The 24,056-nt window shown below is 63.4% G+C and carries 18 protein-coding genes and 1 pseudogene; 18 read left to right on the top strand and 1 reads right to left on the bottom strand.

The annotated features are described in order from the left end of the window. Position 1: 1 nt before the first annotated feature. The 9 genes and pseudogenes from AC1DFR_RS18410 to AC1DFR_RS18370 all read left to right on the top strand — a co-directional run. Positions 2–610: a DUF6668 family protein gene (locus AC1DFR_RS18410; RefSeq protein ID WP_476874134.1), complete on the top strand. Its 609-nt coding sequence runs from the start codon at positions 2–4 to the stop codon at positions 608–610. 11 nt (positions 611–621) lie between these two features. Further along, positions 622–891, top strand: a complete 270-nt coding sequence (locus tag AC1DFR_RS18405; protein WP_028275338.1) for an integral membrane protein — start codon at positions 622–624, stop codon at positions 889–891. Positions 892–918: 27 nt separating this feature from the next. Further along, the gene (locus tag AC1DFR_RS18400) at positions 919–1,668 is read left to right on the top strand and encodes a DUF8175 domain-containg protein (protein WP_476874133.1); all 750 of its coding nucleotides are present in this window, start codon (positions 919–921) and stop codon (positions 1,666–1,668) included. Position 1,669: 1 nt separating this feature from the next. Continuing rightward, complete coding sequence (locus AC1DFR_RS18395; protein ID WP_476874132.1) at positions 1,670–2,968, top strand: TrbL/VirB6 family protein; 1,299 nt, start codon at positions 1,670–1,672, stop codon at positions 2,966–2,968. Continuing rightward, complete coding sequence (locus tag AC1DFR_RS18390) at positions 2,955–4,463, top strand: SCO6880 family protein (protein WP_476874131.1); 1,509 nt, start codon at positions 2,955–2,957, stop codon at positions 4,461–4,463. Before AC1DFR_RS18395 ends, AC1DFR_RS18390 begins: the two co-directional genes overlap by 14 nt. Next, positions 4,463–6,064, top strand: a complete 1,602-nt coding sequence (locus AC1DFR_RS18385; RefSeq protein WP_476874130.1) for a helicase HerA domain-containing protein — start codon at positions 4,463–4,465, stop codon at positions 6,062–6,064. The genes AC1DFR_RS18390 and AC1DFR_RS18385 overlap by 1 nt, the downstream gene beginning before the upstream one ends. Next, positions 6,061–7,830, top strand: coding sequence for a type IV secretory system conjugative DNA transfer family protein (locus tag AC1DFR_RS18380; RefSeq protein ID WP_476874129.1), 1,770 nt, complete (start codon positions 6,061–6,063; stop codon positions 7,828–7,830). Before AC1DFR_RS18385 ends, AC1DFR_RS18380 begins: the two co-directional genes overlap by 4 nt. An 11-nt stretch (positions 7,831–7,841) precedes the next feature. Continuing rightward, positions 7,842–8,258 carry a DUF4913 domain-containing protein gene (locus tag AC1DFR_RS18375; RefSeq protein ID WP_476874128.1) on the top strand — a complete coding sequence of 139 codons (417 nt, stop codon included), beginning with the start codon at positions 7,842–7,844 and terminating at the stop codon, positions 8,256–8,258. Between the two features lie 1,091 nt (positions 8,259–9,349). Continuing rightward, positions 9,350–9,508: pseudogene (locus tag AC1DFR_RS18370) on the top strand (tryptophan synthase subunit beta); the annotation flags it as partial. 1,012 nt (positions 9,509–10,520) lie between these two features. On the opposite strand, the gene AC1DFR_RS18365 reads toward AC1DFR_RS18370, so the two are convergent. Then, the gene (locus AC1DFR_RS18365; protein ID WP_476874127.1) at positions 10,521–11,210 is read right to left on the bottom strand and encodes a TetR/AcrR family transcriptional regulator; all 690 of its coding nucleotides are present in this window, start codon (positions 11,208–11,210) and stop codon (positions 10,521–10,523) included. A 137-nt stretch (positions 11,211–11,347) separates the two neighbouring features. Here AC1DFR_RS18365 and AC1DFR_RS18360 point away from each other — a divergent pair, with 137 nt between their 5' ends. The 9 genes from AC1DFR_RS18360 (at position 11,348) to iolD (ending at position 24,025) form a co-directional block, all read left to right on the top strand. Then, on the top strand, positions 11,348–11,569 hold the full coding sequence (locus AC1DFR_RS18360) for a hypothetical protein (RefSeq protein ID WP_476874126.1): 222 nt from the start codon (positions 11,348–11,350) through the stop codon (positions 11,567–11,569). A 34-nt stretch (positions 11,570–11,603) separates the two neighbouring features. Then, positions 11,604–13,403: a sigma-54-dependent Fis family transcriptional regulator gene (locus AC1DFR_RS18355; protein ID WP_476874125.1), complete on the top strand. Its 1,800-nt coding sequence runs from the start codon at positions 11,604–11,606 to the stop codon at positions 13,401–13,403. Positions 13,404–13,627: 224 nt separating this feature from the next. Continuing rightward, entirely contained in the window at positions 13,628–14,575 is a 948-nt protein-coding gene (locus tag AC1DFR_RS18350; RefSeq protein ID WP_476874124.1) for a C-terminal binding protein, read from the top strand. 18 nt (positions 14,576–14,593) lie between these two features. Beyond that, positions 14,594–15,883 carry an aspartate aminotransferase family protein gene (locus tag AC1DFR_RS18345; RefSeq protein ID WP_476874123.1) on the top strand — a complete coding sequence of 430 codons (1,290 nt, stop codon included), beginning with the start codon at positions 14,594–14,596 and terminating at the stop codon, positions 15,881–15,883. Between the two features lie 2 nt (positions 15,884–15,885). Then, positions 15,886–16,785 (top strand): fumarylacetoacetate hydrolase family protein, encoded by a 900-nt coding sequence (locus AC1DFR_RS18340; RefSeq protein WP_476874122.1) that lies wholly within the window; start codon positions 15,886–15,888, stop codon positions 16,783–16,785. Positions 16,786–16,819: 34 nt separating this feature from the next. Next, complete coding sequence (locus AC1DFR_RS18335; RefSeq protein ID WP_476874121.1) at positions 16,820–18,910, top strand: hydantoinase/oxoprolinase family protein; 2,091 nt, start codon at positions 16,820–16,822, stop codon at positions 18,908–18,910. 2 nt (positions 18,911–18,912) lie between these two features. Then, the gene (locus AC1DFR_RS18330; RefSeq protein ID WP_476874120.1) at positions 18,913–20,673 is read left to right on the top strand and encodes a hydantoinase B/oxoprolinase family protein; all 1,761 of its coding nucleotides are present in this window, start codon (positions 18,913–18,915) and stop codon (positions 20,671–20,673) included. Between the two features lie 84 nt (positions 20,674–20,757). Next, positions 20,758–21,891, top strand: a complete 1,134-nt coding sequence (locus AC1DFR_RS18325) for a Gfo/Idh/MocA family protein (RefSeq protein ID WP_476874119.1) — start codon at positions 20,758–20,760, stop codon at positions 21,889–21,891. A 184-nt stretch (positions 21,892–22,075) separates the two neighbouring features. Continuing rightward, positions 22,076–24,025: a 3D-(3,5/4)-trihydroxycyclohexane-1,2-dione acylhydrolase (decyclizing) gene (gene iolD, locus AC1DFR_RS18320; protein ID WP_476874118.1), complete on the top strand. Its 1,950-nt coding sequence runs from the start codon at positions 22,076–22,078 to the stop codon at positions 24,023–24,025. Positions 24,026–24,056: the final 31 nt, after the last annotated feature.

Here is a 24,056-nt window from a genome sequence, read left to right as displayed (position 1 = left end):
CATGCAACAGACATTGAACCCCTGGATCACAAGCCCCGCCACCGACAACGCGGAGGAGGAGGCACAGGACGCGCACCTGCCGCCCGCGGCAGTGATTAGAGCGCCGCTGAGGGGAGTGATTGAACCGGACGCTGCAGACCGTCTGGCCCGCCGCACGGTCTCAGGCTCCGCAGCGCTGTGGGTCACCGGCGCCCACGGGGGTTCCGGGGAAAGCCGCATCGCTGACCTTCTCGAAGGGGCGCGCGTCACCGATCACTGCTGGCCAGTCCTCCAGGACGGCAGCAAACCGCGGGTGCTGCTGGCCTGCCGTGCAGACATTCGCGGGCTGACAGCTGCACAGAGCGCGCTGACGCAGTGGGCATCAGGCGCGGCACCCGAGCTTAATCTGCTCGGCCTCGCCGTCCTGGCGGACGCACCGGGGAAGACTCCCAGACCCTTGCGTGACTTCGCCGCCATCGTCGGCGGGGGAGCGCCCCGGCTCTGGACACTGCCCTGGGTCGAGGCCTGGCGGCACGGGGACTCCACAACGCCGCCGCCCCGCGACTACCAACGCTTCATCACCGACTTGGCCGCCCTGGCTACCGACACAACACCCGGCACCACCAACTGAAAGGTCTCACCATGAACCCCTTCGCTGTACTTGACGGAAGCGTCATCCCCAACCCCACCCCGGTCGTCCCGGCACAGGCAGGTGGCCTGCTCACGATCCTGAACTGGGCCTCCGGCATCGGCCTGGTCCTCGGCGTCCTGGGCGTCATCATCGTCGGCATCGGCATGGTGATCCAGCTCCAGCGCGGCGAAGGAGCCCAAGCCATCGGCAAGCTCGGCTGGGTCCTGATGGGCTGCATCATCATCACCGGTGCCTCGGGCATCGTTCGCGCCTTCGTCTAAGCCAGCATTATCAACGGGAGGTTCAGCATGAGCCAGTCAACAGAGAGCACCACCGAAAGCAATCCGTTCACCAAACCCGGGTTCATCATTGCTGCCGCGCTGGTGGTCGCGCTGATTGCAGCAGCCGTCGTCATCTTTCTGCTCCCCAAAGGGCAGGGGAACGCACGACCGGCCCCCGGGACGGCGGAGCCCGGCAGCTCAGCCACAACGAGCCCCACCGCCCACGCTGCCGCTGGCAAAAGCGTCTGCGGACTGCCCTCAAGCACGGAAACGGCGCTGGGGGCAGCGCCTGAATCCAAGTGGGAACTTGTAGGAAAAATGACGGCACCCACCGAGCCCAAGACCTTCGGTCCGGGCGTGACAGACGAAGACGGCTTCAGATCATGCTTCGCGAAGTCCCCAACTGGTGCCCTATATGCGGCCGCCAACATCTTGGCTTTGGGCTCCTCTGGAGATCCTGTCCTCAATCGGAAAGCAACAGACAAGCTCTTGATGCCCGGGCCGGGCCGGGATATCGCTAGGGCAGACTCCTCGACGAAGTCCACGTCGAACACAACCGTTCAATTTCGCGGCTTCGTAATCAAGAGTTACTCACCTTCCGCAGCAAACGTTGACCTCGCCTTTCAGACCGACAAAGGGATGCTTGGGCACGCGGTCCTTCCTTTGCAATGGGCCGATGGGGACTGGAAACTGGCAATTGCCGATTCCGGTCAATTGATCAACGAAATGGCCCAACTTCGAGACCTGAGCGGCTTCATCGCCTGGTCGGGAGCCTGACGTGGCAGAAAAAGCATGTGGACCCATTGATGCCGGATGTGCAGTCGGGAACTGGGTCTCAGGGCTCGCTGATGACGCCATGGGCAACATGGCGAAGGCCATCATGGAGGGCATGAGCCAGATGGTGACGACCCTGTCGACTTTCTGGGTGTCCATGCCCACGGTGAACCTGGCCAGCGAGGACGGAAAGACGCCAAGCCCCATCGTCTCCATGGTGAACAGCGAATTGATGGTCTGGACTCTGACGCTTGCGGTCCTCGCCGTCATTCTCGGTGGCATCCGAATGATCTGGGAACAACGCGGAGCACCGCTGAAAGACCTGCTGCGGTCTCTCCTCACTCTGACCTTGGTGTCGGGTCTGGGGCTGGGTGTCATCTCGATTCTGGTAGTCGCCGCGGATGCTTTCTCTGCCGCGATCATCGACCGCTCCACGAACGGCAAGGGATTTGCCGACGCCATGAGCATCCTGGTGATGACCAACCAGACCGGCGTCGGCGTATTTATCCTCATCGTCCTGGGTCTGATTGGTCTGATTGCCTCCCTCGTCCAGATCGTTCTGATGGTGGTCCGCAGCGGCATGTTGGTGATCCTGGCGGGCATCCTGCCCACCACGGCTGCTTTCACGAACACGGAGATGGGAAGGCAGTGGTTCCAGAAAGCGGTTGGCTGGACCATCGCGTTCATCCTCTACAAACCAGCTGCGGCCATCGTCTACTCCGTCGCGTTCCTGCTCATGGGGCACAACAGCGGGAAGGACGGCCTGATCGGGTCCATCACTGGATTCACGTTGATGGTTGTGGCCCTCTTCGCTTTGCCGGCGCTGATGCGCTTCGTGACGCCGGTGGTCGGTGCCGTCGCCTCCGGCGGGGGAGCGGGGGCCGGGGCTGCCGTTGGGGCCATGGCCACAGGTGCCGTGTCCATGGGCCGCAGTGGCAGCGGTAAGGGCAACGCCGCCCCGACCCCGGCGAGTACACAAAGCAACCAGTCAGGGACATCTCCGACGGGCAGTAACGGAACGCCTGGCCCGAAGGGGAGCGGCGGCCAGCCGACGCCCGGGGCTGCCGGTCCGGGTGGGGCAGCCGGCGCCGCAACCGCGGGGACAGCAGGCACTACCGGAGCCGGGGCTGCCGCCGGCAGCGCAGGTGCCGCGTCGGGTGCGGCGAAGGCCGCAGGTCCGGCTGGCATGGCCGTCGCCGTAGGAGCACAAGCAGCGTCCAGGGTTTCTCAGGCCGCACACCAGACCGCGCAAGATTCAACCGGCCAATCAGAAATAGTGGAGGGCCCCAGTGGCAGCAATTAATACCGAATACAAGGAACCGTCCTACGGCAACTGGCGCGTCCCGCGTTCTGCCGGGTTGGGCAACCTCGGCGCTATCGGCACCGGCATTGTCATGGCCGGGTTGTTGCTGGGGATCATCAGCTTCGCGTTTCTTGGCCTGTTCCCGGGCCTTGCTGTCCTGGCCGTGGCCGGGGCGGCCGCGCTGTTGCTGACGGTCAAGGACAAGCACGGCCAGTCCGTTGTTGACCGTTTCGGGACACGGATGAGCTTCCGGCTCTCCAGGTCCTCCGGGACGAATCTCTACCGTTCGGGCCCCCTCGGGGTGACGGCCTGGGGCATGTACCAGCTGCCCGGTCTTGCCGCGAAGTCGACCCTGTACGAGTTCACCGACTCCTACAAGCGCCCGTTCGCGCTCCTGCACGTTCCGGCCACCAGCCACTACACCGTGATTTTCTCCACCGAGCCCGACGGTGCGTCCCTGGTGGACCCGGAGCAGGTCGATGCGTGGGTGGCGAACTGGGGCGGCTGGCTCGCCGGCCTCGGGGATGAAGCGGGCCTGGATGCCGCGGCGGTGACGGTGGAGACCGCGCCGGATTCCGGCTACCGGCTCCGCAATGAGGTCATGATGAACATCGACCCGAACGCCCCGGATTTTGCCAGGAACGTGCTCAACGAGGTCGTCGACACGTATCCGGAAGGTTCGGCCACGGTCCGGGCCTGGGTGTCCCTGTCGTTCAACGCCTCCCTCCGGACGGGATCGAAGAAGCGCACACCTGAAGATGTGGCCCGTGACCTCGCGTCCCGGATCCCCGGCCTGTCGGCCCGGCTGCAGTCTACCGGTGCCGGGATCGCCCGTCCGATGTCCGCGCAGGAACTCTGCGAGGTCGTCCGGATCGCCTACGATCCTCCCGCTGCCCTGATCATTGATCAAGCGCACGCCGCCGGTTCCCCGGTGTCCCTGACCTGGGGCGAAGTTGGACCCTCCGCGACGCAGGCGGCCTGGGATGACTACCGGCATGACAGCGCGTTCTCGGTCTCCTGGACCATGACCGGTGCCCCGCGCGGGTCGGTGAACTCCTCGGTCCTGTCCCGGTTGCTGGCCCCGCACGGGGACATTGACCGGAAGCGGATCTCGCTGCTGTACCGCCCGATGGATTCGGCCCGGGCCGCCGCCGTGGTCGAGCGGGACCAGAACAACGCCAACGTCCGCATCACCTCCGGGACCCGGCCCTCCGCCCGCGCCCTGGTCGATGCCCGCTCCGCCGTGCAGACAGCGGCCGAGGAAGCCCAGGGCGCCGGGCTGGTGAACTTCGGAATGGTCGTCACGGCCACCGTGACCGACAAGGAACGCCTCCCCGACGCTGTCGCAGCCGTGGAACAGACCTCCGGTACTGCCCGGGTGCTGCTGCGCCGGGCCTACGGCGCGCAGGACACCGCGTTCGCCGCGTCCCTGCCCCTGGGGCTGGTCCTTCCCAAGCACAGCATGGTGCCGTCCGAGATTAAGGATGCCCTGTAATGGCCCGCATGAAGATGTTTACCCGTGCCTCCAAGCAGACCACCGAGCGGACAAAGCCTGCGCCGAAGAAGAAGACGACGAAGGAAGCGCGTCAGCCCGGCCCGGCTGCCCGGGGCTGGACCGGACGCGGCGGCGGTATGGCCGCCCTCGTCCCGTCCGTGAAGGAATACCGGGGAACCACGGTTCAGGTCTGCGGGTTGTGGCCGTTTTCCTCCGGGGCGTCCTCGCCGATGATCGGCGTCCCGCTCGGACGCCATGAGGAGACTCAGGCCACGGTCTGCTGTGACCCGATCAGCTGGTTCCAGCGGGCACGCCTGATTTCCAATCCGTCTGCGTTCATCCTGGGCAAGCCGGGGCTGGGAAAGTCCACGGTGGTGCGCCGGATGTTCATCGGACTCTCCGCCCAGGGCGTCCACCCTCTGATCCTGGGGGACTTGAAAGGCGAGCACGTCAAAGCGGTCCAGGCGCTCGGCGGCCAGGTCATCAAGCTCGGCCGCGGAGTGGGCTACCTGAACATCCTCGATCCCGGCCAGGCCGTCGAAGCGGCGCAGCTGCTCGAAGACAGCGGCCACCATGAGGACGCCGCCCGGGTCCGGGCTGACGCGCACGGCCGGCGCCTGACCACGGTTGTCTCCCTCATCACGATCAGCCGGAACAACCCGCCCACCGATCAGGAACAGACAATCCTGGACCGGGCCCTGCGGGTCCTCGATGACCGGTTCGACGGTGTTCCTGTCCTGAAAGACCTGTTGGACGTAATCATCTCCGCACCCGACGAGCTGCGGCAGGTCGCCTTGGACCGCGGCGACATGGCGGTATACCTGCAGGAAACCCGGGCGCTGGAAGCAACCCTGCTGGGCCTGACCGGCGGCGGGAAGCTGGGGGAAATCTTCTCCCGGCACACCACCAACCCCATGAGGCGCGACCGCGCCGTGGTCTTCGACGTCTCCAGCATTGACGAGACCGAAACCGACCTGCAGGCCGCAGTGCTGCTCGCGTGCTGGTCCTACGGTTTCGGCACCGTCAACGTCGCCAACGCCCTCGCGGACGCCGGCCTGGAACCGCGCCGGAACTACTTCGTGGTCCTGGACGAGCTGTGGCGGGCACTGCGCGCCGGTAAAGGCATGGTGGACCGGGTGGACGCCCTGACCCGGCTCAACCGCTCCGTCGGCGTCGGGCAGATCATGATTTCCCACACCATGTCCGACCTGCTGGCCCTGCCGGCGGAAGAGGACCGGATGAAAGCCCGCGGCTTCGTCGAACGCTCCGGCATGGTGATCTGCGGCGGCCTCCCGGCCTCCGAGATGCCGTTGCTGACCTCGGCCATTCCCCTCTCCCGCCAGGAACAGCAGAAACTCATCTCCTGGCAGGACCCGCCCGCATGGGACTCCCGCGGGCTCGACGTCGAACCCCCAGGACGCGGAAAGTTCCTCATCAAGGTCGGCGGCCGGCCCGGGATCCCGGTCCTGGTGGGCTTAACGTCCCTTGAACAGGGCCCGGACGGAGTCAACGACACCGAGGGGAAGTGGCATGAGATAGCCCCGGAACCCCTCCTCGAGCCAATGACCCCTGACGTACCGGCTGAGGGAGGCACGCTGTGAGCGCACCGAACCGTAAAGGAATGGGCCCCGGCGATGCCCTGCTGGTCTGGTTCGCCATCGGCTTCATCGTCCTCTTTGGCGGCGGGACCTACGCGGCCGCGCACCTCGGGTCCTGGATGGCCGGCATCGACGCACCCCCCAGGCATCCGATTGATCTGATCGCCGGGCTCATCAAGGGCCGCGTGCCGTGGCCCGTCCAGTCCACCGTCGCCGCCGCCCTCATGGCTGGCGTGGTCCTGGTCCTGACCATCGTCGTACTCGTGGCCTGGAAGAAAGGTGCATCCAAGCGTGCCCGCGTCGACAAAGCCGCCCGGTACCTGGGGCGCGGTAAATCCCTGGCCGCGTTCTCCGAGAAGGGCGCGAAAGCCACGGCCGTGCGCCTCGGCGTGACAGACACCCCCGGAATCGTCGTGGGCAAGGTCGTCTCCACCGGCCAGAAGTTCATTCAGTCCTGGGAAGACCTCAGCCTCGACATCTGGGGACCACGAACGGGTAAGTCCACCTCCCGGGTTATGCCCGCGATCCTGGACGCACCCGGTGCCGTTGTCTCGACGTCGAACAAGCGCGACGTCGTGGACGGCACCCGCGGCGTCCGCGAGCTCACGGCCCCGGTATGGGTGTTCGATCCGCAGAAGATCGCGCAGGAGGAAGCGCAGTGGTGGTGGAACCCGCTCTCCTACGTCACCGACGAAGAGAAGGCGTACAAACTCACACAGCACTTCTCGGTCGGGTCCCGCGTCCCGGGATCCAAACCGGATGCCTACTTCGACCCCAAAGCCGAAGACATTCTCTCCTCGTACTTCCTCGCGGCCGCACTCGGCGGGCTGCCCATCACGCAGGTTTACCTGTGGGTGACAGAGCAGGTCAGCCGCAGTCCCATCGAAATTCTGAAGGAGCATGACTACGAGCTGCAGTACAAGGGCCTGGAGTCCACGCTGAAGCTTGCCGACAAGCAGCGCGACGGCATCTTCGGCACCGCCGAGAAGATGATTCAGTGCCTCAAGAGCCGGAACACGCTGCGCTGGGTCGCCCCGACAGGCGGCGCGACGGTAGCCACGGATACGCGCCGGCAGTTCAACCAGCACGCGTTCGCTGCCTCACAGGAGACGATCTACATCCTCTCCAAGGAAGGGGCCGGCTCTGCTGCCCCGCTCACCACGGCCCTGACGGTGGCCATCGCCGAGGCCATGGAGGAACGGGCCGAGCGCAGCGGCGGCCGCCTGCCCAAGCCTGCGCTGTTCGCCCTCGATGAGCTGGCCAACGTCGTCCGCTGGGCCGCCCTGCCGGACCAGTTCAGCCACTACGGCTCCAAGGGCCTGATCGTCATGGCCATCCTGCAGTCCTGGTCACAGGGCGTCGAACTCTGGGGTGAAGCAAACATGCGGAAAATCTGGTCAGCCGCGAACGTCAAGGTCTACGGCGGCGGCGTCGCCGAAGAAGGCTTCCTCCGCGCCCTCTCGGACCTGATCGGCGACTACAGCTATACCAACGTCTCCATCTCCTCCGGCAGATCAGGCTCCAGCCGCTCCCGGCAAGAGGGCAAAGAACGCATCTTCGACGTCTCCAACCTCGCCGAACTCGACCGCGGCCGCGCCGTCGTCCTCGCCTCCGGCGCACCGGCCACATTGGTCCGGACCATGCCCTGGTACAGCGGCCCGCACAAGGATGCCGTCGAGGCGTCCATCAAGAAGTACAGCCCGCGGCCCGAAGTTGAGCCTGTCCCGGTTGCCGCCGGCTCGACCGCGAATCCCTGGGTCACGGAATAGAGGCGCCCTAAATGACCATCGACATTGGCGGCTTTGGTGAAGACGCCAGCGACAAAGCTGAGGAGGCGCAGAAGCTGCCGGAACTGGTGTACGGCTCAGCCGAGGAGTTCCTGCACGAGCAGCTGCTGCCCACCTACGTCAGGGACGTCGACGGCCGCTCCGCAAAGTGGTGCATCGAATGGTACTTCCACCCCGAAGCAGTCTCCCGAATAGAAGCGCTGTGGCGGGCCTGGGAACACCTCCGCCTCGACCCCGCCACCGGCATGAGCGTCTGGTGGCGCGACCACGCAGACCACCACATGAAAGTCGTCCTTGACCCACGCGGTCCATTCCACAAGTGCGACATGAAGACTCACCGGGATCCCGAACACCTTGAGCCAAAGAAAGCCCCAACGGGTTGGTTTCCCGACGTACGGACGGAACATTGAGTACCCCGCGTCGACCGCTACGGAAACAGGGCGAGAAATGTTTGAAAACCTAAGCGCCCCGGCCACCTGGCCATTGGCCGCAGGGCTGCATTCGCTCTGATGGATTTTGTTGCTACCTAAAATACCCCTCGCCATGGCGGGGCGTCGCCAGCTGTCTCAAAGTGACACGTTTTGTTCCTTGCCCCCGATCCCATGCTGGAGGAGACCCTTTAGATCTCAAAGTTTGGTGAGTTGATCAGAATGATGAACCGGAAGCTTGCGCACGATCGGCACCTCGAGTGGGGGCTACGCGCGAATGAGCAATGCAACCCGCAGGGGGCCTTCGACGGCGAGTCGGTACAGCGCAAGCAGCGCTCGGAGTTGAGAGAGCCCATGGGGCGGTGGCTGCCTGCTTCCAACGAATCAATGGTTTCAGTTGTCGGCCATACCATCGATGGCATTTGGCCGGACACCATGGCGGCAGTGGCCTGACACGGTGCGGCGAGGACGCGGATACAACGTAATGCTTGCGCGGGGGTCACGGGCTCCACCCACTATTGAGTTTGGCGCTCAGGGTCTGTGAACAGGCCCGCGTGGCAGTGACGGTACGTTCCGCCACAGGTTCTTACCGGCTGGGCAGGTCCGACTAGCCGCTCTCGGGGTCTAGGTCATTGGCGACCTCAATCGGCGCCCAAGCTGCTGCGCACAAACAGTTCCTATTTTACAGATCAGGGTGAAAGCAATGAAGGCTCGAGAAGCTCACAGGAGACAGAGAAAGCCTGCTGCGCTTTCCGACTGGCGAGAACTGCAAGACGGTGAACGAGTAAGCATTTTGAGGAATGCAAAGATCGTTGCCCAAGGTCGAGTGGAAGAAGTCTCGGAGAGTGGGGGAGTGCTGTGGATTGTGAATGACCAATCCAAAAACCAAGCATTTCTCAAGTCGGACGGGGTTTTTGTTCACAGGAATTGATGGCGATCGAAATGAAGTGCACCACCGCGCGACCACTGCCAGCAGCCAAGGTAACCGCGGCATGGCGGAGATTTTCGATGACGATGTCATCCTGAACGTTGTCAACGTCGAGCCAGCCCGCATCGTTGGAGACGCCGGTGCGGGCCGCCTGCCAGACGCCGTCTGCGCGTGTGTTGGTGGCGGGTCCAACGCCATCGGCCTTTTCCACGGTTTCCTGGATGATCCGTCCGTCAAGATCTACGGCTTCGAGGCCGGCGGCGACGGCATGGAAACCGGCCGCCACGCCACCGTCATCACGCTTTAGCCGCATCATGCAGACGTTCCTTATGGGTCCCGCAACCATCCCGAGCCCCGACTGGTCCGGGTTCCATATCCCGCTGCCGTGGGGTTCGTTCCGTATCACGCACGCCGAAGCCCTGTAATCGAGGACAGCATCATTTAATCGACGCGCCAGCCAACAGCCCGCCCGTGCAACCCTACGGGACGGTTCGGCAAGCTCGCTGAAAACTGCTCTGCCTGGATGGCCGGCAGGACAGGTGTCGTCCGAGGGTGGCCTCGGCCGTGACTTTGGGGATCTGAGCCCAGGCACCCAGACCCTCGCTGCCCAGGAGGCCATTGGCGAGTTCTAGCTCAGGTCGGGGGCCGGGACTTCGAGCTCCAGGCTATGGGCGTCTTCGTTTTAGGAAGCGCTGAGAAGACTACGGTTTGAGCGTTCTTCAAGTCCCGTGAGCTTTAATGGGCCGCTCGAACTCTGGGCCGCGCCAGGGTGTCTCAAACTGACACGGTCTCTTGGTAAACCCAAAGCTGATGCTTTAAGCATGTCCAGAGATCCACTAATGCGCAAGTTATTTGGACACTAAAAGCTTATTACCATCAGGCGATTCGACAAAGAAATGGTGCAGCCTCTATGACGAGAATTTTAGGGACACGTTGGGACAACGTAGCTCGACGTGACGTAGTGGAAGTAAGTTTCGCGGGGAGGTTCGTGCAAGTGGGAACCGTTGATGAGTGTACTTCCGACGGTGATTTCGTGTGGCTTCTGGACAGCCTCGGAGAGCGGCGACTCTTTCATGAGCACGACGGTTACGACCTCGTGAAAGTGGATCGGTAGAGGTTTTCACTTGCAAACCGAATGCGACGTCTTGCAAGTCCTGGTTACATATTGGAGTCGCGGATCTCTCTGACAGCTGTCGAGAGCAGCATCGCGGTACGTTTCATTTCTTGCCTGCCGCACCTGCGAGCCTCCTGGCTACACCTTGAGATGCAGTAAAGGGCCACTCTTTCGGGCTGGAGTCCGTTCGAAGCCACGCCAGTCAATAGTCGAACCGCCCCGTTGATAGCGGTTGCGCTGCAGCATGGAGATCCAGCTTGAGAATGGCGTGTGAAAGCAGGACCGCCCGGTCGGTCAGCTTATCCAACTCTTCGTCGTCGCAGTCGGGTGATGCCCACCGGGTCGCACCTTCAAGCAATGTCATGACCACTTTGACTCGCTCTTCCGCCTCCGGATAACCCATATCCATGGCTGCGGCTACATACATGTTCTGGTGCATCCGCACCCAGTCGTCGACCTGGGTGCGGAGTTCGGTCGGAAGGATGTGTGCCGCTCTGTCCGTGGCAACCAGCAGATCCCACAGATTGCTCTCCGGAAGTCGCACCTGACGGGTGAAATGGAGCCTGACCATGGCATCCCAGAAGTCCTCTGCGGAAGCGGCTTGGCCAACCGCTTTTAGCAGCGCGACGCCGAACCGGTGGAAGTGCCACCTGAGCGACTCTGCGACGATCTCATCCCGGCCATTCGGAAAGTGTGAGTAAAGGCTTGGAGCCTTGATGTTGACGGCATTCGCGATGGTCCGCATCGAGACTGAGTTGAACCCGTTCGCTATGGCTAGCTCAAGGAAAGCCTCAAGGATATGCCGACGCGAAACTGACTGCCCGGCCCAGCCCCACTCCTCGAGGCGGTCTGCAAAATCGTCGCGCGCAGTCACATAGGATGTACCACTCATAGCTCGACCCTAACAAGCAAACAACAGGACAAGAACTCTTGGCTAACGATCATTAGTTAGGTAGACTTGAAGTGGCGCGAAAAAGCACCCGCCTTTGGCGCTTCCATAGATGCGATTTTGAGCAGGAAGAGCGGAACATGGTCACCGAAAACACAAGCCGGGGGGCACGCCAGAACAGCAACAACTTTGGAAGCGGCCTTTCGGGCATGATTGCCGCATACATCAGCGCCAAGGCCCTGGAAAATAACGCCTCCCAGGACGAAGCTTGGCAGGCGCAGCAGGCCTTCCGCCCTCTGACCCGGGGTTGGCTCGCACGTCGTGCTGCCTCACACGGCCGCGGTACTGCCGCTGCCTCCTAGACCCTCTCACTTTCTCCAGAAAGACCGTTATTCCATGGCCTCCGCTGAACTGCTATCCCCTTGGCCGCAGAAGTCATTGCGCGAAACAGATCGAATTCGTGAACTCTTCCTCATGCAACCTCATGCGGATCTCCATGGAATCCGGCCGATCGTGGCGCGCTCGTGGTACCGCAGCAGGGCCGCCGGGGTCGACGCCGTAGCCGATCGAGGCTTTTTTGCCGAAGGCCGGGTCGACGAATATACAATCCATGCGGCCGGGCCGCATCTGCAGAAGCTGGACGAAGTGGCGGCCGACTTGGGTGGATATGTCAATCTGACGGCACCGAACGGCGTACTCGTCAAGGCCAATTTCCTTCGCGACGACGGTTTCCCGGCCGGATATTCGCTACTGGAAGAAAGTTGCGGCAGCAACGGTGAGGGCTTGGCGCTGGAGGAAGGCCGCGGCGTCTGGCTGGCCCCGGAGGAACATTTCCGCGAAGATATGCGGGGGAACTGGTGCTTTGCTTCCCTGGTTCGGGACCCGTTCCACAACCGTGTGCGGGCAGTCATTGGTCTGACACTCCCCGCCAACCGCGTCTCCACCTTGGAACCCTCCTCGACGCTGCTGATGCTTGAGGGCGTGGCCTCGCGGATCGAACGCGACATCGAGGTGCGGACCTCTTCCAAGGAGCGGGCGCTTCTGAATGAGTACCTGAGAATCTCGCGCCGAAGGGGCAACCACGCGGTGATAGCAGTTGATGGGAAGAACTCCCTCCTGAACACCTCTGCAACGGCTTCTTTGGAAGACAGCGACTTCTCGATCATATCCGGCTACGCCACGGCGGTGATGTCTTCCGGCCGCAGCATGAACTGTGAGGTCATGCTGCGGGGGCCTGGACTGTCCACTCTGGAAGTTTCCCCCGTAACCCTGTCGGCTGCGAATGTCGGGGCGATTGTTGTGGTCCGGCCCCATGCTCCGACCAAGGATCGGGCCGTCGCTGCTGCAGCCACACCTCTGCAGCTGAAGTCTTCCCCGCAAGGAACAGTTGAGCGGCTGATGAAACACCTGGACGGTACCAGCACCGAATTCAAGCGCACCCTGAACCTGGCCCGCAAGGCCGTGGACGAAGGCAGGTCCGTCGTGATGATCGGTGAACTTGGCAGCGGGAAACGCCGCTTGGCCAGCGCCATCGCATCGTTGCGCGGAGACCAAATGACAGTTGATGCACGCAGTGGCACCCTCAGGAACCACCAATTCAGAGACGTGCTCCACCGGGTGGCTACAGAACTGCCTGCGACGCTGATTATTGAGCACGCCGATGAGCTTTCCCAGAACGAAGCCAGCGAGATCGCCCGCAACCTGCGGGGCAATTCGGCCACCAAACTGATCTTCACCATTGCACGGCCCACAGAAGCCACCCTGCTGCTTTCCGAGTCTTTTGACGTCCTTGAGATCCCAGTGGCCCCGCTGCGGAACAGACGGGAAGACATCCCGCAACTCGCCACTGCCATTGCGGAGGAACTGGGGGAGCGCAGGCTTTCCCGCAGGCTCGTCTCGACGCTCACACACGCCGACTGGCCGCGAAACATAGACCAGCTCCGGTCCGTCGTCTCCAACGCCGTGGAGCGGGCAGAAGGTGCCGAAGTCACCGGGGACGACCTGTCACAGGGCTTCCACCGGGTCTTGACCAAGGGCCGGCTTTCGCGGTTGGAAGACGCCGAGCTCAGCGAGTTGCGCACCGCACTTCAGGAGGCGAAAGGCAACCGCAGCCTCGCAGCGGAAACTCTGCAGATCGGCCGCTCCACCCTGTATAGGCGCATGGACTACTTCCGCAGTCGGGGCATCGACCTCTGATTCCACCGGGCAGCACGCAGGAGCCGGCCATCAAAGGATGACCGGCTCCTGCGTGCTGCCCGGCAACCCTGTCCCGTGGGACAGGTGTCCCACTCTTGTGTCTCGATCTGGCACGGATAGAGGCTCCGATGTCGCGTTGTACTTGAAATCACCCGACACCGGCACCCCGTCCCATGGAGTGTTCGGCAGCGAACGACGGTACGACACGAACAGGACGACAGACTATGACCCGCGATGCCCAGGGAACCATTCTTGTGGCCCCCCACCATTTCCCGAATCTGGACCGCGAACACGCACTCGCGGAAGAGTTCGGTTACACACTCAACCCTGCGGCAGACACCGATGCCTTCCGCGACGGGCTTCCTGAGGCCGACATTGTGATGATCACGCCCTACGCCAAACTCACTGCCGACGATTTTCCGATCATGTCCAAATGCCGTGCGGTCATCAGGTACGGAATCGGTTACGACAACATCGACGTTGCCGCAGCCACGGAAGCCGGCATCCCGGTATCAATTGTTCCAGGAACAGCTTCCGAGGAAGTCGCCTCTCACGCATTTGCCATGGGCCTGGCCCTGGCCCGTCGCCTGCCGGCCGGTAATGCCTCGATCCGCGACCTGGGCTGGGCCGGAACCATCGGCTACGACACACCGGTACTCTCCGAGCTTGAGGTCGGCGTGCTCGGAATGGGACGCATCGGCCAGCATGTGGCCCGAATGTACTCGGCTGTCGGAGCCCGCGTCCGGGCTTATGACCCCTTTGTCACAGACAGCTTTGTGGAATTGGCTGCCCTGGAAGACATCCTGGAGAACTCCGACGTCGTCTCGCTGCACCTGCCACTGAACGAGGACACAGCAAACCTCATCTCAGTCGATATCCTGGCACGCATGCGCAAGGGCGCGGTGGTCGTCAACGTGTCCCGGGGCGGCCTTATCGATGAAGCTGCACTCGCGGAGGCATTGACCTCCGGACACATCGCCGGCGCCGGCATCGACACTTTCGCCCAGGAGCCGCTCGGTGCCGGACACCCGCTTCGTTCCGCCCCCAACACCATCCTCACCCCCCACATCGCCTGGCGCTCCAACCGGTCCACAGGTGCGCTGCAGGAAGGTGCCGTGGAGCGGGTCCGTCTTGCATTGACCGGGCAGCCGTTGATCGACCTCGTGAACTGAAAGACTGGAGACTCGAAATTGGGAACAACAAACTTGGACAACGTCGCGAAGCTCAATCCCACGGAAGATCCGCACCTGCGTCGTGGGCCGCGCGGTTTTCCGCTGCTGCCGGGCGGCTACGGCCGATCAACCTATTACACCGGAGCCCCGAGCCCATATGCCATCAAAGGCGAAGGCTACCGTGTATGGGATGACCGCGGCCGCGAACTGATCGACGCGAACAACAACTTCACGTCCTTGATCCACGGCAACGCCCACCCGGAAATCACGGAGGCCGCAACCAAAGCCCTCACCGCTGGAGCCAGCTGGGGCATCCCAAACCTCTACGAATGGGAACTTGCCGACCTCCTGCTATCCCGCCTGCCCGACCTCGACCAGGTTCGCTTCGCGAATTCCGGCACAGAAGCCGTCATGTCCGCAATCCGCGTCGCCCGGGCGAGTACCGGCCGTGAACGCGTCGTCGTCACCAAGGGCGGTTACCACGGAACGTCCGAGGTAGCCCTGGTGCCCGGCGGACCCTCCTACCAGCGTGGGGTGACCCGCGGCGTGATCGACGACGTCACCGCAGTGCCGCTCAACGACGTCGAATTCCTGCGCCAGGCGATTGAGGCCGCCCCTGACCAGTACGCGGCAATCATCCTCGACCTGCTACCCAACCGCGCCGGCCTGCTCACGATCTCTAAAGAGTTCGTCCAGACGGCCAGGGAGCTTGCGACCCAGTACGGCATCGTCCTGATCATCGATGAGGTCATCAGCCTGCGGCTCGGATTCAACGGTTTCAGCGGCGAATACGGCGTCTCCCCCGACTTGCTGACAACCGGCAAGCTCATCGGCGGCGGCTTCCCCGTTGGAGCCCTCTGCGGCAAGGCCGAACTCATGGCCGAGGTGGACCCGACCCGGCCGGGCAGCCTGCCGCATGGCGGCACATTCTCCGGCAACCCGGTCAGCATGGCCGCAGGGGCCGTGGCCTTGCGTCTCTACACGCAAGAGGAAGTTAAGCGGCTGAACCACCTGGGCGATTCCGCACGGGACACAGTGAACTCCCGGGTCGCCGAGGCAGGCTGGGAAATCCGCGGCCGTGGCTCACTGCTCCGCGCGGTCCCGGCTGGCGCAGAGAAAGTGGACGAACAGACCCAGCACCAGCTGTGGTGGGCCTCCTACGAACGGGGACTGCTCGGTTCCCCAGCCAACCTGCTGTCCCTGTCCACACCCATGGACGAGAAGGTGGTAAGCGACATCGCTGACCGTCTGGCAGATGCCGTGCTGGCAGTTGCCGCAAAGACTCCCGCAACGGAAGGCGGCAAATAACCATGAAGATCGTTTCCTACGAGCACGAATCCGGCGTTCGTGGCGGTGTCCTGATCGAAGATACCGTCTACGACCTGGAGCTGCTCTTGCAGGGTTCCAAGCAAGCCGTTCATGGAGCCACCACCGTCGTCCGTGAGTTCCTCGAGCTGTATGGTGACCGGCTTGAGGCCATTTCTGCCGAGGTCAACACGTTGGCAGGCCAGGACCCCGTGGCCCGCGTTGGTGCACGGGCCGAGATCCGCCTCACCACACCCGTGACTGATCCCTCCAAGGTCCTTTGCGTTGGACTGAACTACAAAGATCACGTAGCGGAAACCGGACGAGCCTTCCCCGAGTACCCGGACGTTTTCGCCAAGTTCGCCTCCACCATGGTTGGTCCTGAAGACGAGATCGGTGGTGCACAAGTCAGCGAGAACCTTGACTTCGAGGGTGAACTGGCAGTGGTCATCGGACGACGTGCCAGCGAAGTATCAGAAGAGGACGCGCTGGCGTACGTCGGCGGCCTCGCTCCGCTGAACGACATCACGGCACGCGACCTCCAATACCGCGGAACCCAATGGCTTGCTGGCAAGGCCGTCGACGGCTCAACCCCCTGGGGCCCTGCACTGGTGACCCTGGATGAAGTGGGCGATCCGCAAAGCCTGGAACTGGCAACCCGCGTGAACGGCAATGAGGTCCAACGCTCCAACACGAGCTACCAGATCTTCCCCATCGCCCGCATCGTCTCCTACGTCTCAAGCTTCCTCACCCTGGAACCGGGTGACGTCATCGCCACAGGTACCCCGCAAGGTATCGGTGCCAAGCGGAACCCGCCTGTCTGGCTTGAGCCCGGAGACACCGTGGAGATCGAGATCGAAAAGGTCGGACTGCTTCGCAACACCGTCGGCAAGCCCCAACTCTAATTCCCTGCAAGCTCTACGAAAGTAATGAAGACCCATGAGTGAAGTACAAACACAACCAGGCGAGGCCAGGTACCGTATCGCCGTCGACACCGGCGGTACGTTCACCGACGTCGTGGTCGATTCCAACAGCGGTGACATGGCGGTCGGTAAGGCACTGACCACCTACGACCGCGTGTTCACCGGCTTCGAAGCTTCTGTCCGCCGTGCGGCGGAGTCGGTCGGCTGGAGCGGCGACGAGGTGCTCCGCAACGCCGACGTCATCGTCTACGGCACCACCCACGCCACCAACGCAGTGCTGACCGGCAAGGTTGCCAAGACCGCACTGCTGACCACGGACGGGTTCGCGGATACTCTGCTGCTCCGCGAAGGCGGCCGCCGGGATGCTTTCGACTCCAAGGCCGCCTACCCGCCGCCCTACGTTCCCCGCCAGCTGACCTTCGAGATCACCGAACGCATCTCCGCCGAAGGCGATGTCCTGGTGCCGCTGGACGAAGAGCAGGTCCGGGAAGTACTGGGTTCCTTCAAGGAACAGGGGATTGAAGCTGTTGCCGTATCCTTCCTCTGGTCGATCATCAACGACACCCACGAGAAGCGGGTTGCCGAGCTGATCAAGGAAATCCTCCCTGGTGTTCCCTTCACGCTCTCCAACGAGGCCAACCCCACCATCCGCGAATACCGCCGTTCCTCTGCAGCCTCGATCGACGCTTCCCTGAAGCCCCTGATGGCCGACCACCTGGGCAAGCTACGCTCGGACCTCCAGAAGTACGGCTTCGCCGGTGACCTTCTGGTGGTGACCTCGGAAGGTGCTGTTCTCGACGTCGCCGATGTCCTGGACCGTCCCGTTCTGCTGCTGAACTCCGGCCCGTCCATGGCGCCGCTGGTCGGCGCGGCAGCGGCTCCGGACCGCGACACTGTGGTTGTTTGCGACATGGGTGGCACGACCTTCGACGTGTCCTTGGTTGAAGAAGGCGTGGTCCGCCACACGAGGGAGGCCTGGCTGGGTGAGCCCTTCGTGGGACACCTCACCGGTCTGTCCTCCGTTGCCGTCTCCAGCATCGGTGCCGGTGGCGGCAGCATCGCGTGGATCGACGGCGGCGGCTTGCTCCGCGTGGGTCCGCAGAGCGCGCGCAGCACCCCCGGCCCGGCAGCCTACGGCCGCGGCGGCGAAGAGCCAACGGTTACGGATGCATGTGTGGCACTCGGTTACCTCGATACCGAGGGCTTCGAAGGCGGGTTCACCTTGGACCGCGAGGCCGCCGTGCGGGCCATCGATACCCGCATCGCCGGACCGTTGAAGATGGACACCCTGCAGGCCGCACAAGCCATTCTGGACGTCTCTGCCAACCACATGGCCACGGCTATCCGGCAGGCTGCCTTGGAACAGGGTGTAGACCCCCGGGGTGCGCTCATTGTTGCCGGCGGTGGCGCCGGGGCCATGGTTGCCGCCGCGATTGGTGTCCTCCTCGAAGCTGAGACTATCCTCATTCCGGCCACCGCAGGTGTGCTGGCGGCCTACGGCGCCCACCGTGCACCCATCGCCACGGAGTTCCTCTCGCCGCTGCACAACGACACCCGCAGTTTCGACGCCGGTTCGGCCTCCCGCGCTGTGGAGGACCTGACGGCCAAGGCCGAGTTCTTCGTGAAGCGCTTCGATGGGGTGGGCGAGGCAGCCAACGTCACCTACTTCGTCGACGCCCGCTACCCGGGCCAGGCCTGGGATCTGCGTGTGTACCTGGATGCCGCCCCCGACACCTCCGGCGATGCCGCTGGAATCATTGAGCGGGCCTTCCACGAAGAACACGACCGCCGCAACGGCACACACGATCCGGACAGCCGCGTCGAGATCATCACCTGGGGCGTCCGTGTGGAGATCCCGCGGCCCGAGCACACGAAGGACGAGGCCGGCACCACCGGCACCAGCGAGGTCCACCGTACCGATGACATCGTCTTTGGGGGCGAGGCCTTCAGCACCCAGCGGTACCGCGGCGTCACCTTGGCACCGAGGGACAAGATCGTGGGGCCTGCAGTCATTGACCAGCCCACCACCACAATCGTCGTTCCGCCGGAGTGGAACGCCACGCTCGACGAACGATCCAACATCTACCTCACCCGTAAGGAGGCATAACCGTGACGCGCGAATTTGATCCTGTAAAGCTTTCGGTACTTGCCAATGCATTCGACGGCATCGTCCGCGAGATGACCAGCGGCCTGCTCCGCTCGGCACGTTCGTCCGTCATCAACACGGCCCGCGACTTCTCCTGCGCCGTGCTGACCGCAGACAACCAGCTCCTCGCAGCAGCGGAAGGCGTCCCCGTGCACGTCTTCGGCGCCGGCCCCCTCGGCGAGGACATGGTGGAACTCCATGATGACATACGTGAAGGTGACGCGTTCCTCCACAACGACCCCTACATGGGCAACTCCCACGCCGCCGACCACGTCATCCTGGTGCCTATCTTCATCCAGGGACGCCACCTCTTCACCGCCGTGACCAAGGCCCACCAGGCCGACTGCGGCAACTCGCTGCCCACCACGTTCTTCGCCACCGCCCGTGACGTCTACGAGGAAGGCGCCCTGATCTTCCCCTGCGTGAGGATCCAGCGCGATTACACGGACATCGACGACATCATCCGCATGTGCCGCTCCCGCATCCGCGTTCCTGACCAGTGGTACGGCGACTACCTCGCATCGGTGGGCGCATCGCGCATCGCCGAGCGCCGCATCCACGAGCTCGCCGAAAAATTCGGCGTCGATGACCTGGTGGACTTCGTTGATGCCTGGTTCGACTACTCGGAACGCCTCACCGCCAGTGCCATCGAAACGCTGCCCGAGTACGTCCTCCACGGCACCTCGGTCCACGATCCCTTCCCCGGCACCGGCCCAGACGGTGTGCACCTGCAGGCCACCATCGAGGTCAAGCCCAAGCAGGGCAAGATCACCATTGACCTTCGAGACAACCCGGACAACCTCCCCAACGGCCTGAACCTCACCAGGGCAACGGCAACGGGTGCAGCACTGGCAGGCATCCTCTCCGGTATCCCGGAGAACCTGCCGAGCAACGCCGGAACCTTCCGCAGGGTGGAGGTGCTGCTCCGTGACGGCTGCGCAGTCGGCGTCCCGAAGCACCCCTACTCCTGCTCGTCGGGAACCACCAACCTCGCCGACCGCGTGGTCAACATCGTCCAGGCCGCGTTCTCCCAAATCGACGACGGCTACGGCACCGCTGAGGGGGCAGCCGGGCAGGCACCCGCCAAGTCGGTCATTTCCGGCATCGACGAACGCAACGGCAATGCCTACGTCAACCAGATTCTGGTGGGCGGCGTCGGTGGCCCCGCCACCCCCTACGTCGACGGTTGGCCGACGTACCAGCGGCCAGTCTGCGGTGCTCTTCTCTACCACGACAGCGTGGAGGTGGATGAGCAGCGTTATCCGATCCTGATCCACGAACGCACTTTGGTAGCCGACTCCGGCGGAGCAGGTCGGCAGCGCGGCGGACTCGCAACCCGCGTCACCATGGAACCCCGGGGGGAAAGCGTCACCCTCACATACGGCATCGAGGGTAAGCTCAACCCGCCGAAGGGCGTCCGCGGCGGACACGACGGGACCGTGCCGTCGACCTGGGTGGAAGATCTCAAGACCGGTGAACGCCGTGAAATTCCCGTGGTGGGCCGCTACGACTTGCAGTCCGGCGAGAAGGTAGTGTCCATCACCCCCGGCGGGGGCGGCTACGGCGAGCCGCTGGAACGAGACGTGCTGGCGGTCCTCGACGACTACCGCGAGTCCAGAGTGACCCTCGAAGCAGCGGCGACTGATTATGGCGTTGTCATCAGCGACGGTGTAGTGGATGAAGAAGCCACCGCCAAGGCCCGCAAAGAGCGTCTGGCCAGCTAGAAGCACCGGCCATCCCAAACTGATTCCGGGGCGAGGTATAGTCCTCGCCCCGGGATGTTCCAACAATCAATGACGGAGACAGACATGGAACCCATTCGAGTCGGCATCATCGGCGTCGGAAACGTTCTCAACCAATATTTGGACAAGATAGCCGTCCACCCGGATGTCGAGGTTGTGGCACTGGCAGACGTTAACGCGGAGGCCGTGAAAGCCCGGGCAGCAGCTTATTCGGTTCCCAAGGCCCTCTCGCCGGACGAACTGCTGGCCGACGACGAGGTAGAGCTGGTCCTCAACCTCACCCCGCCGAAGCTCCACGCGCCGGTGACCCTCCAAGCCATCGCCGCAGGTAAGCACGTCCTTTCGGAAAAGCCGTTTGCCACCTCCCTGGAGGAAGCACGCCAGATCCTAGACGCCGCCCGCGAGGCTGGGGTGAAAGTGGGCTCCGCGCCCACCACCTTCCTAGGTTCCGGCATGCAGACCAGCCGCAAGCTCATCGATGACGGTTGGATCGGTGAACCCGTGGCCGCCTTCGCGTCCTTCGCGTGCCGCGGCTACGAGCACTGGCACCCGAACGTCGACCCCTTCTACAGCCCGGGAGCCGGCCCCATGCTGGACATCGGGCCGTACTTGATCACCAATCTTGTAAACTTCTTCGGCCCGGTCAAGCGGGTTTCTGCAACAACACCGCGTTCATCGGAGACCCGGCCCCGTCCCGGCAAAGAGGGCGAAGTCATTCAGATCAAGACCCCGACGCACGTCACAGGCACCATTGATTTCGAGTCCGGTGCGGCCGCAACGGTGATCGTCAGCTGGGACATTTGGAACCATAACCTGCCGCATTTGGAGATCTACGGAACGGGTGGCTCGCTGGCGGCACCAAACCCGGACCACTTCTCCGGGGCACCTGTTCTGCGCCGTGGCGAACCCGGCGACCTGGCGTTGGACATGACTCCTCCAGGCGGTGGCGACTGGCGGGAAACGCCAATCACTCACCGTGACGATGCCTACCGGGGCATCGGCCTGGCCGAGTTCGGCTACGCCATCCGCAAGGGCGTGGAGCCGCGCACCGGTGGCGACTTCGCCTACCACGTGCTGGAAGTCCTCCTGGCCTTTGAAGCATCCTCGGAGCAGGGCCGTCACATCGAGATTGAAAGCACCTGCGAGCGGCCACGGCCGCTGCCTTCGGTGGGGCCACAGGAGCCCTACCGTTTCGACTAGAGGGACGTAAAACAACTACAGCAGTCGGCGGCGGTACTGAGGTGCCGTCGTCGGCTGCTGTTTGTGTCCCGTGGGCAAGCTGCGTATCAAACTGGGACACAACATTGCCTCCGCACGATGAAAACCTGATGTTCTGGCGAATCGGTTTGCAAATGCCGACGCACCTACGAATTTAGGAGTACGCATGACCAGCACAGCCGCTGCTGATATCGGCACCGAGGTCGACATCAAGAACGTCCGTCGCCGCACTGTCGCACAAGCAATCGTTGAATACCTTCAGGTCCAGTACAGCGAAATGGACGGTGAAAGGAGGCGCCTGATTGCCGGAATGTACGGCATTTTCGGACACGGCAACTCCGTTGGCCTGGCGCAGGGAATCGATGAATATGGCGTGGACTTCCCCCACTACCAGGGCAAGAACGAGCAATCGATGGTCCACGCTGCCATTGGCTTCGCGAAGGCCTCCAACCGCGCCGCAACCCTCGCCTGCACTGCCTCCGCCGGCCCGGGATCGACGAATATGGTTTCCGGCGCCGCCACGGCTACGACCAACCGCCTTCCGGTGCTTTTGTTCCCCGCGGACATCATCAACAACCGTTTTGGTGATCCCGTGCTGCAGCAGATCGAGCACCCGGTAGAACGGGATGTATCAGCCAATGACTGCTTCCGACCCGTCAGCCGCTACTTTGACCGGATCACTCACCCGGCCCAGCTGCTGTCCACACTTCCTGAGGCCATGCGGGTCCTCACCGATCCCGTGGAAACCGGGGCTGTGGTGGTCTGCCTGCCGCAGGACATCCAGGGCGCGGAATTCGACTTCCCGGAGTCCTTCTTCACCCCCCGCGTATGGCACATCCGTCGTCGTCCGGCTGTGGAGGACGAAATCAACGATGCGGCCGCGATTATCCGCAACGCTAAGCGGCCCCTGCTGATCTCCGGCGGCGGCGTCCGCTACTCGAAGGCGCAGGAGGAACTGGCGCGCTTCAGCGCCGAGTTCGGCGTCCCGGTAGCCGAGACGTACGCCGGTAAGGGAAGCGGACCGATCAGCGAGCTCAACGTGGGTGCCCTCGGCGTGACCGGCACCGTGGGGGCAAACGAAATCGCCGACGGCGCAGACGTCGTCATCACTGTCGGCTCACGCCTTCAGGACTTCATCACGGCATCACACTCGCTGTTCCAGAACCCCCACGTGAAGTTCGTGAACCTTAACGTTGGCTCGTTCGACGCCCACAAGATGGGCTCGTTCCCCGTGATTGGTGACGCCAAGCTGTCCCTTGCCGCGTTGCGTGAACGCCTGGCAGCTGTTCACTACGGCACGTCCGAGGGCTTCCGCAGCGACATCGCGGACGCCCGGAAGGCCACCCATGAGGTGCGTAACCACGACCTCCAGGCGTTCCCCGGTGAGAACATGAGCCAGGCCCAGGTGATCGACGTGCTCAACCGGACGGCCACCAGCGAGGACGCCTTGGTCCTGGGCTCCGGAGGGGTGGTTGAAGGGATCCACAAGGCCTGGGATCCTTCCAACGGCACCGAGATCCACTTCGAGTACGCCAACTCCTGCATGGGTCACGAAATCCCGGCCGGACTGGGCTACCGGCTGGCCCGCGGAGACGCACCGGGCGAGGTGTACGTGCTGATCGGTGACGGCACCTACTTCATGCAGCCCACTGAACTGGTCACTGCAGTACAGGAACACAAGAAGATCATCACTATCGTGATCGACAACCGCGGGCACCAGTGCATCTGGCCGCTTCAGGTGTCAAAGGGAGGCCCTGGACGCGAGTTTGGTACCCAGTACCGCGAACGCAGCAAGGAGTCCGGTCGCCTCGACGGAGCAATTCTGGAATTCGACATTGCGGCCAACGCTGCCAGCATGGGCTGCGCAGCCTGGTCCACCACCACCATTGAAGAATTCGAGGCGGCGCTCACCGAAGCCAGGGAAGTGGATGGCCCCGCAGTGATCGTCGCCCGTGTGGAGCCTTGGCGCTACCTGTCCGGCAGCGGTGCTTTCTGGGATGTGGGAGTTCCCCTGACCTCGCAGCGCCCGGGCAGCCAGGAAGGGACTGCGAAGCACCTGGAAGGCCGTGCCCGCCAGCGCTTCTACGCAGCCACCACTGCACCTGGCGCGCGCTAAGCACACCGGGCGGGACCGCCACACGGCGGTC

The organism is Arthrobacter sp. 05T410, assembly GCF_056396505.1.
The sequence above is the reverse complement of the archived record's forward strand: the minus strand, read 5'-3'. Positions and strand labels throughout refer to the sequence as shown.

Excerpts from the sequence above, each read along its gene's own strand:
- AC1DFR_RS18410 (WP_476874134.1), top strand. The coding sequence starts at position 2 with ATGCAACAGACATTGAACCCCTGGATCACAAGCCCCGCCACCGACAAC.
- AC1DFR_RS18405 (WP_028275338.1), top strand. The coding sequence starts at position 622 with ATGAACCCCTTCGCTGTACTTGACGGAAGCGTCATCCCCAACCCCACC.
- AC1DFR_RS18400 (WP_476874133.1), top strand. The coding sequence starts at position 919 with ATGAGCCAGTCAACAGAGAGCACCACCGAAAGCAATCCGTTCACCAAA.
- AC1DFR_RS18385 (WP_476874130.1), top strand. The coding sequence starts at position 4,463 with ATGGCCCGCATGAAGATGTTTACCCGTGCCTCCAAGCAGACCACCGAG.
- AC1DFR_RS18375 (WP_476874128.1), top strand. The coding sequence starts at position 7,842 with ATGACCATCGACATTGGCGGCTTTGGTGAAGACGCCAGCGACAAAGCT.
- AC1DFR_RS18365 (WP_476874127.1), bottom strand. The coding sequence starts at position 11,210 with ATGAGTGGTACATCCTATGTGACTGCGCGCGACGATTTTGCAGACCGC.
- AC1DFR_RS18360 (WP_476874126.1), top strand. The coding sequence starts at position 11,348 with ATGGTCACCGAAAACACAAGCCGGGGGGCACGCCAGAACAGCAACAAC.
- AC1DFR_RS18355 (WP_476874125.1), top strand. The coding sequence starts at position 11,604 with ATGGCCTCCGCTGAACTGCTATCCCCTTGGCCGCAGAAGTCATTGCGC.
- AC1DFR_RS18350 (WP_476874124.1), top strand. The coding sequence starts at position 13,628 with ATGACCCGCGATGCCCAGGGAACCATTCTTGTGGCCCCCCACCATTTC.
- AC1DFR_RS18340 (WP_476874122.1), top strand. The coding sequence starts at position 15,886 with ATGAAGATCGTTTCCTACGAGCACGAATCCGGCGTTCGTGGCGGTGTC.
- AC1DFR_RS18335 (WP_476874121.1), top strand. The coding sequence starts at position 16,820 with ATGAGTGAAGTACAAACACAACCAGGCGAGGCCAGGTACCGTATCGCC.
- AC1DFR_RS18325 (WP_476874119.1), top strand. The coding sequence starts at position 20,758 with ATGGAACCCATTCGAGTCGGCATCATCGGCGTCGGAAACGTTCTCAAC.
- iolD (WP_476874118.1), top strand. The coding sequence starts at position 22,076 with ATGACCAGCACAGCCGCTGCTGATATCGGCACCGAGGTCGACATCAAG.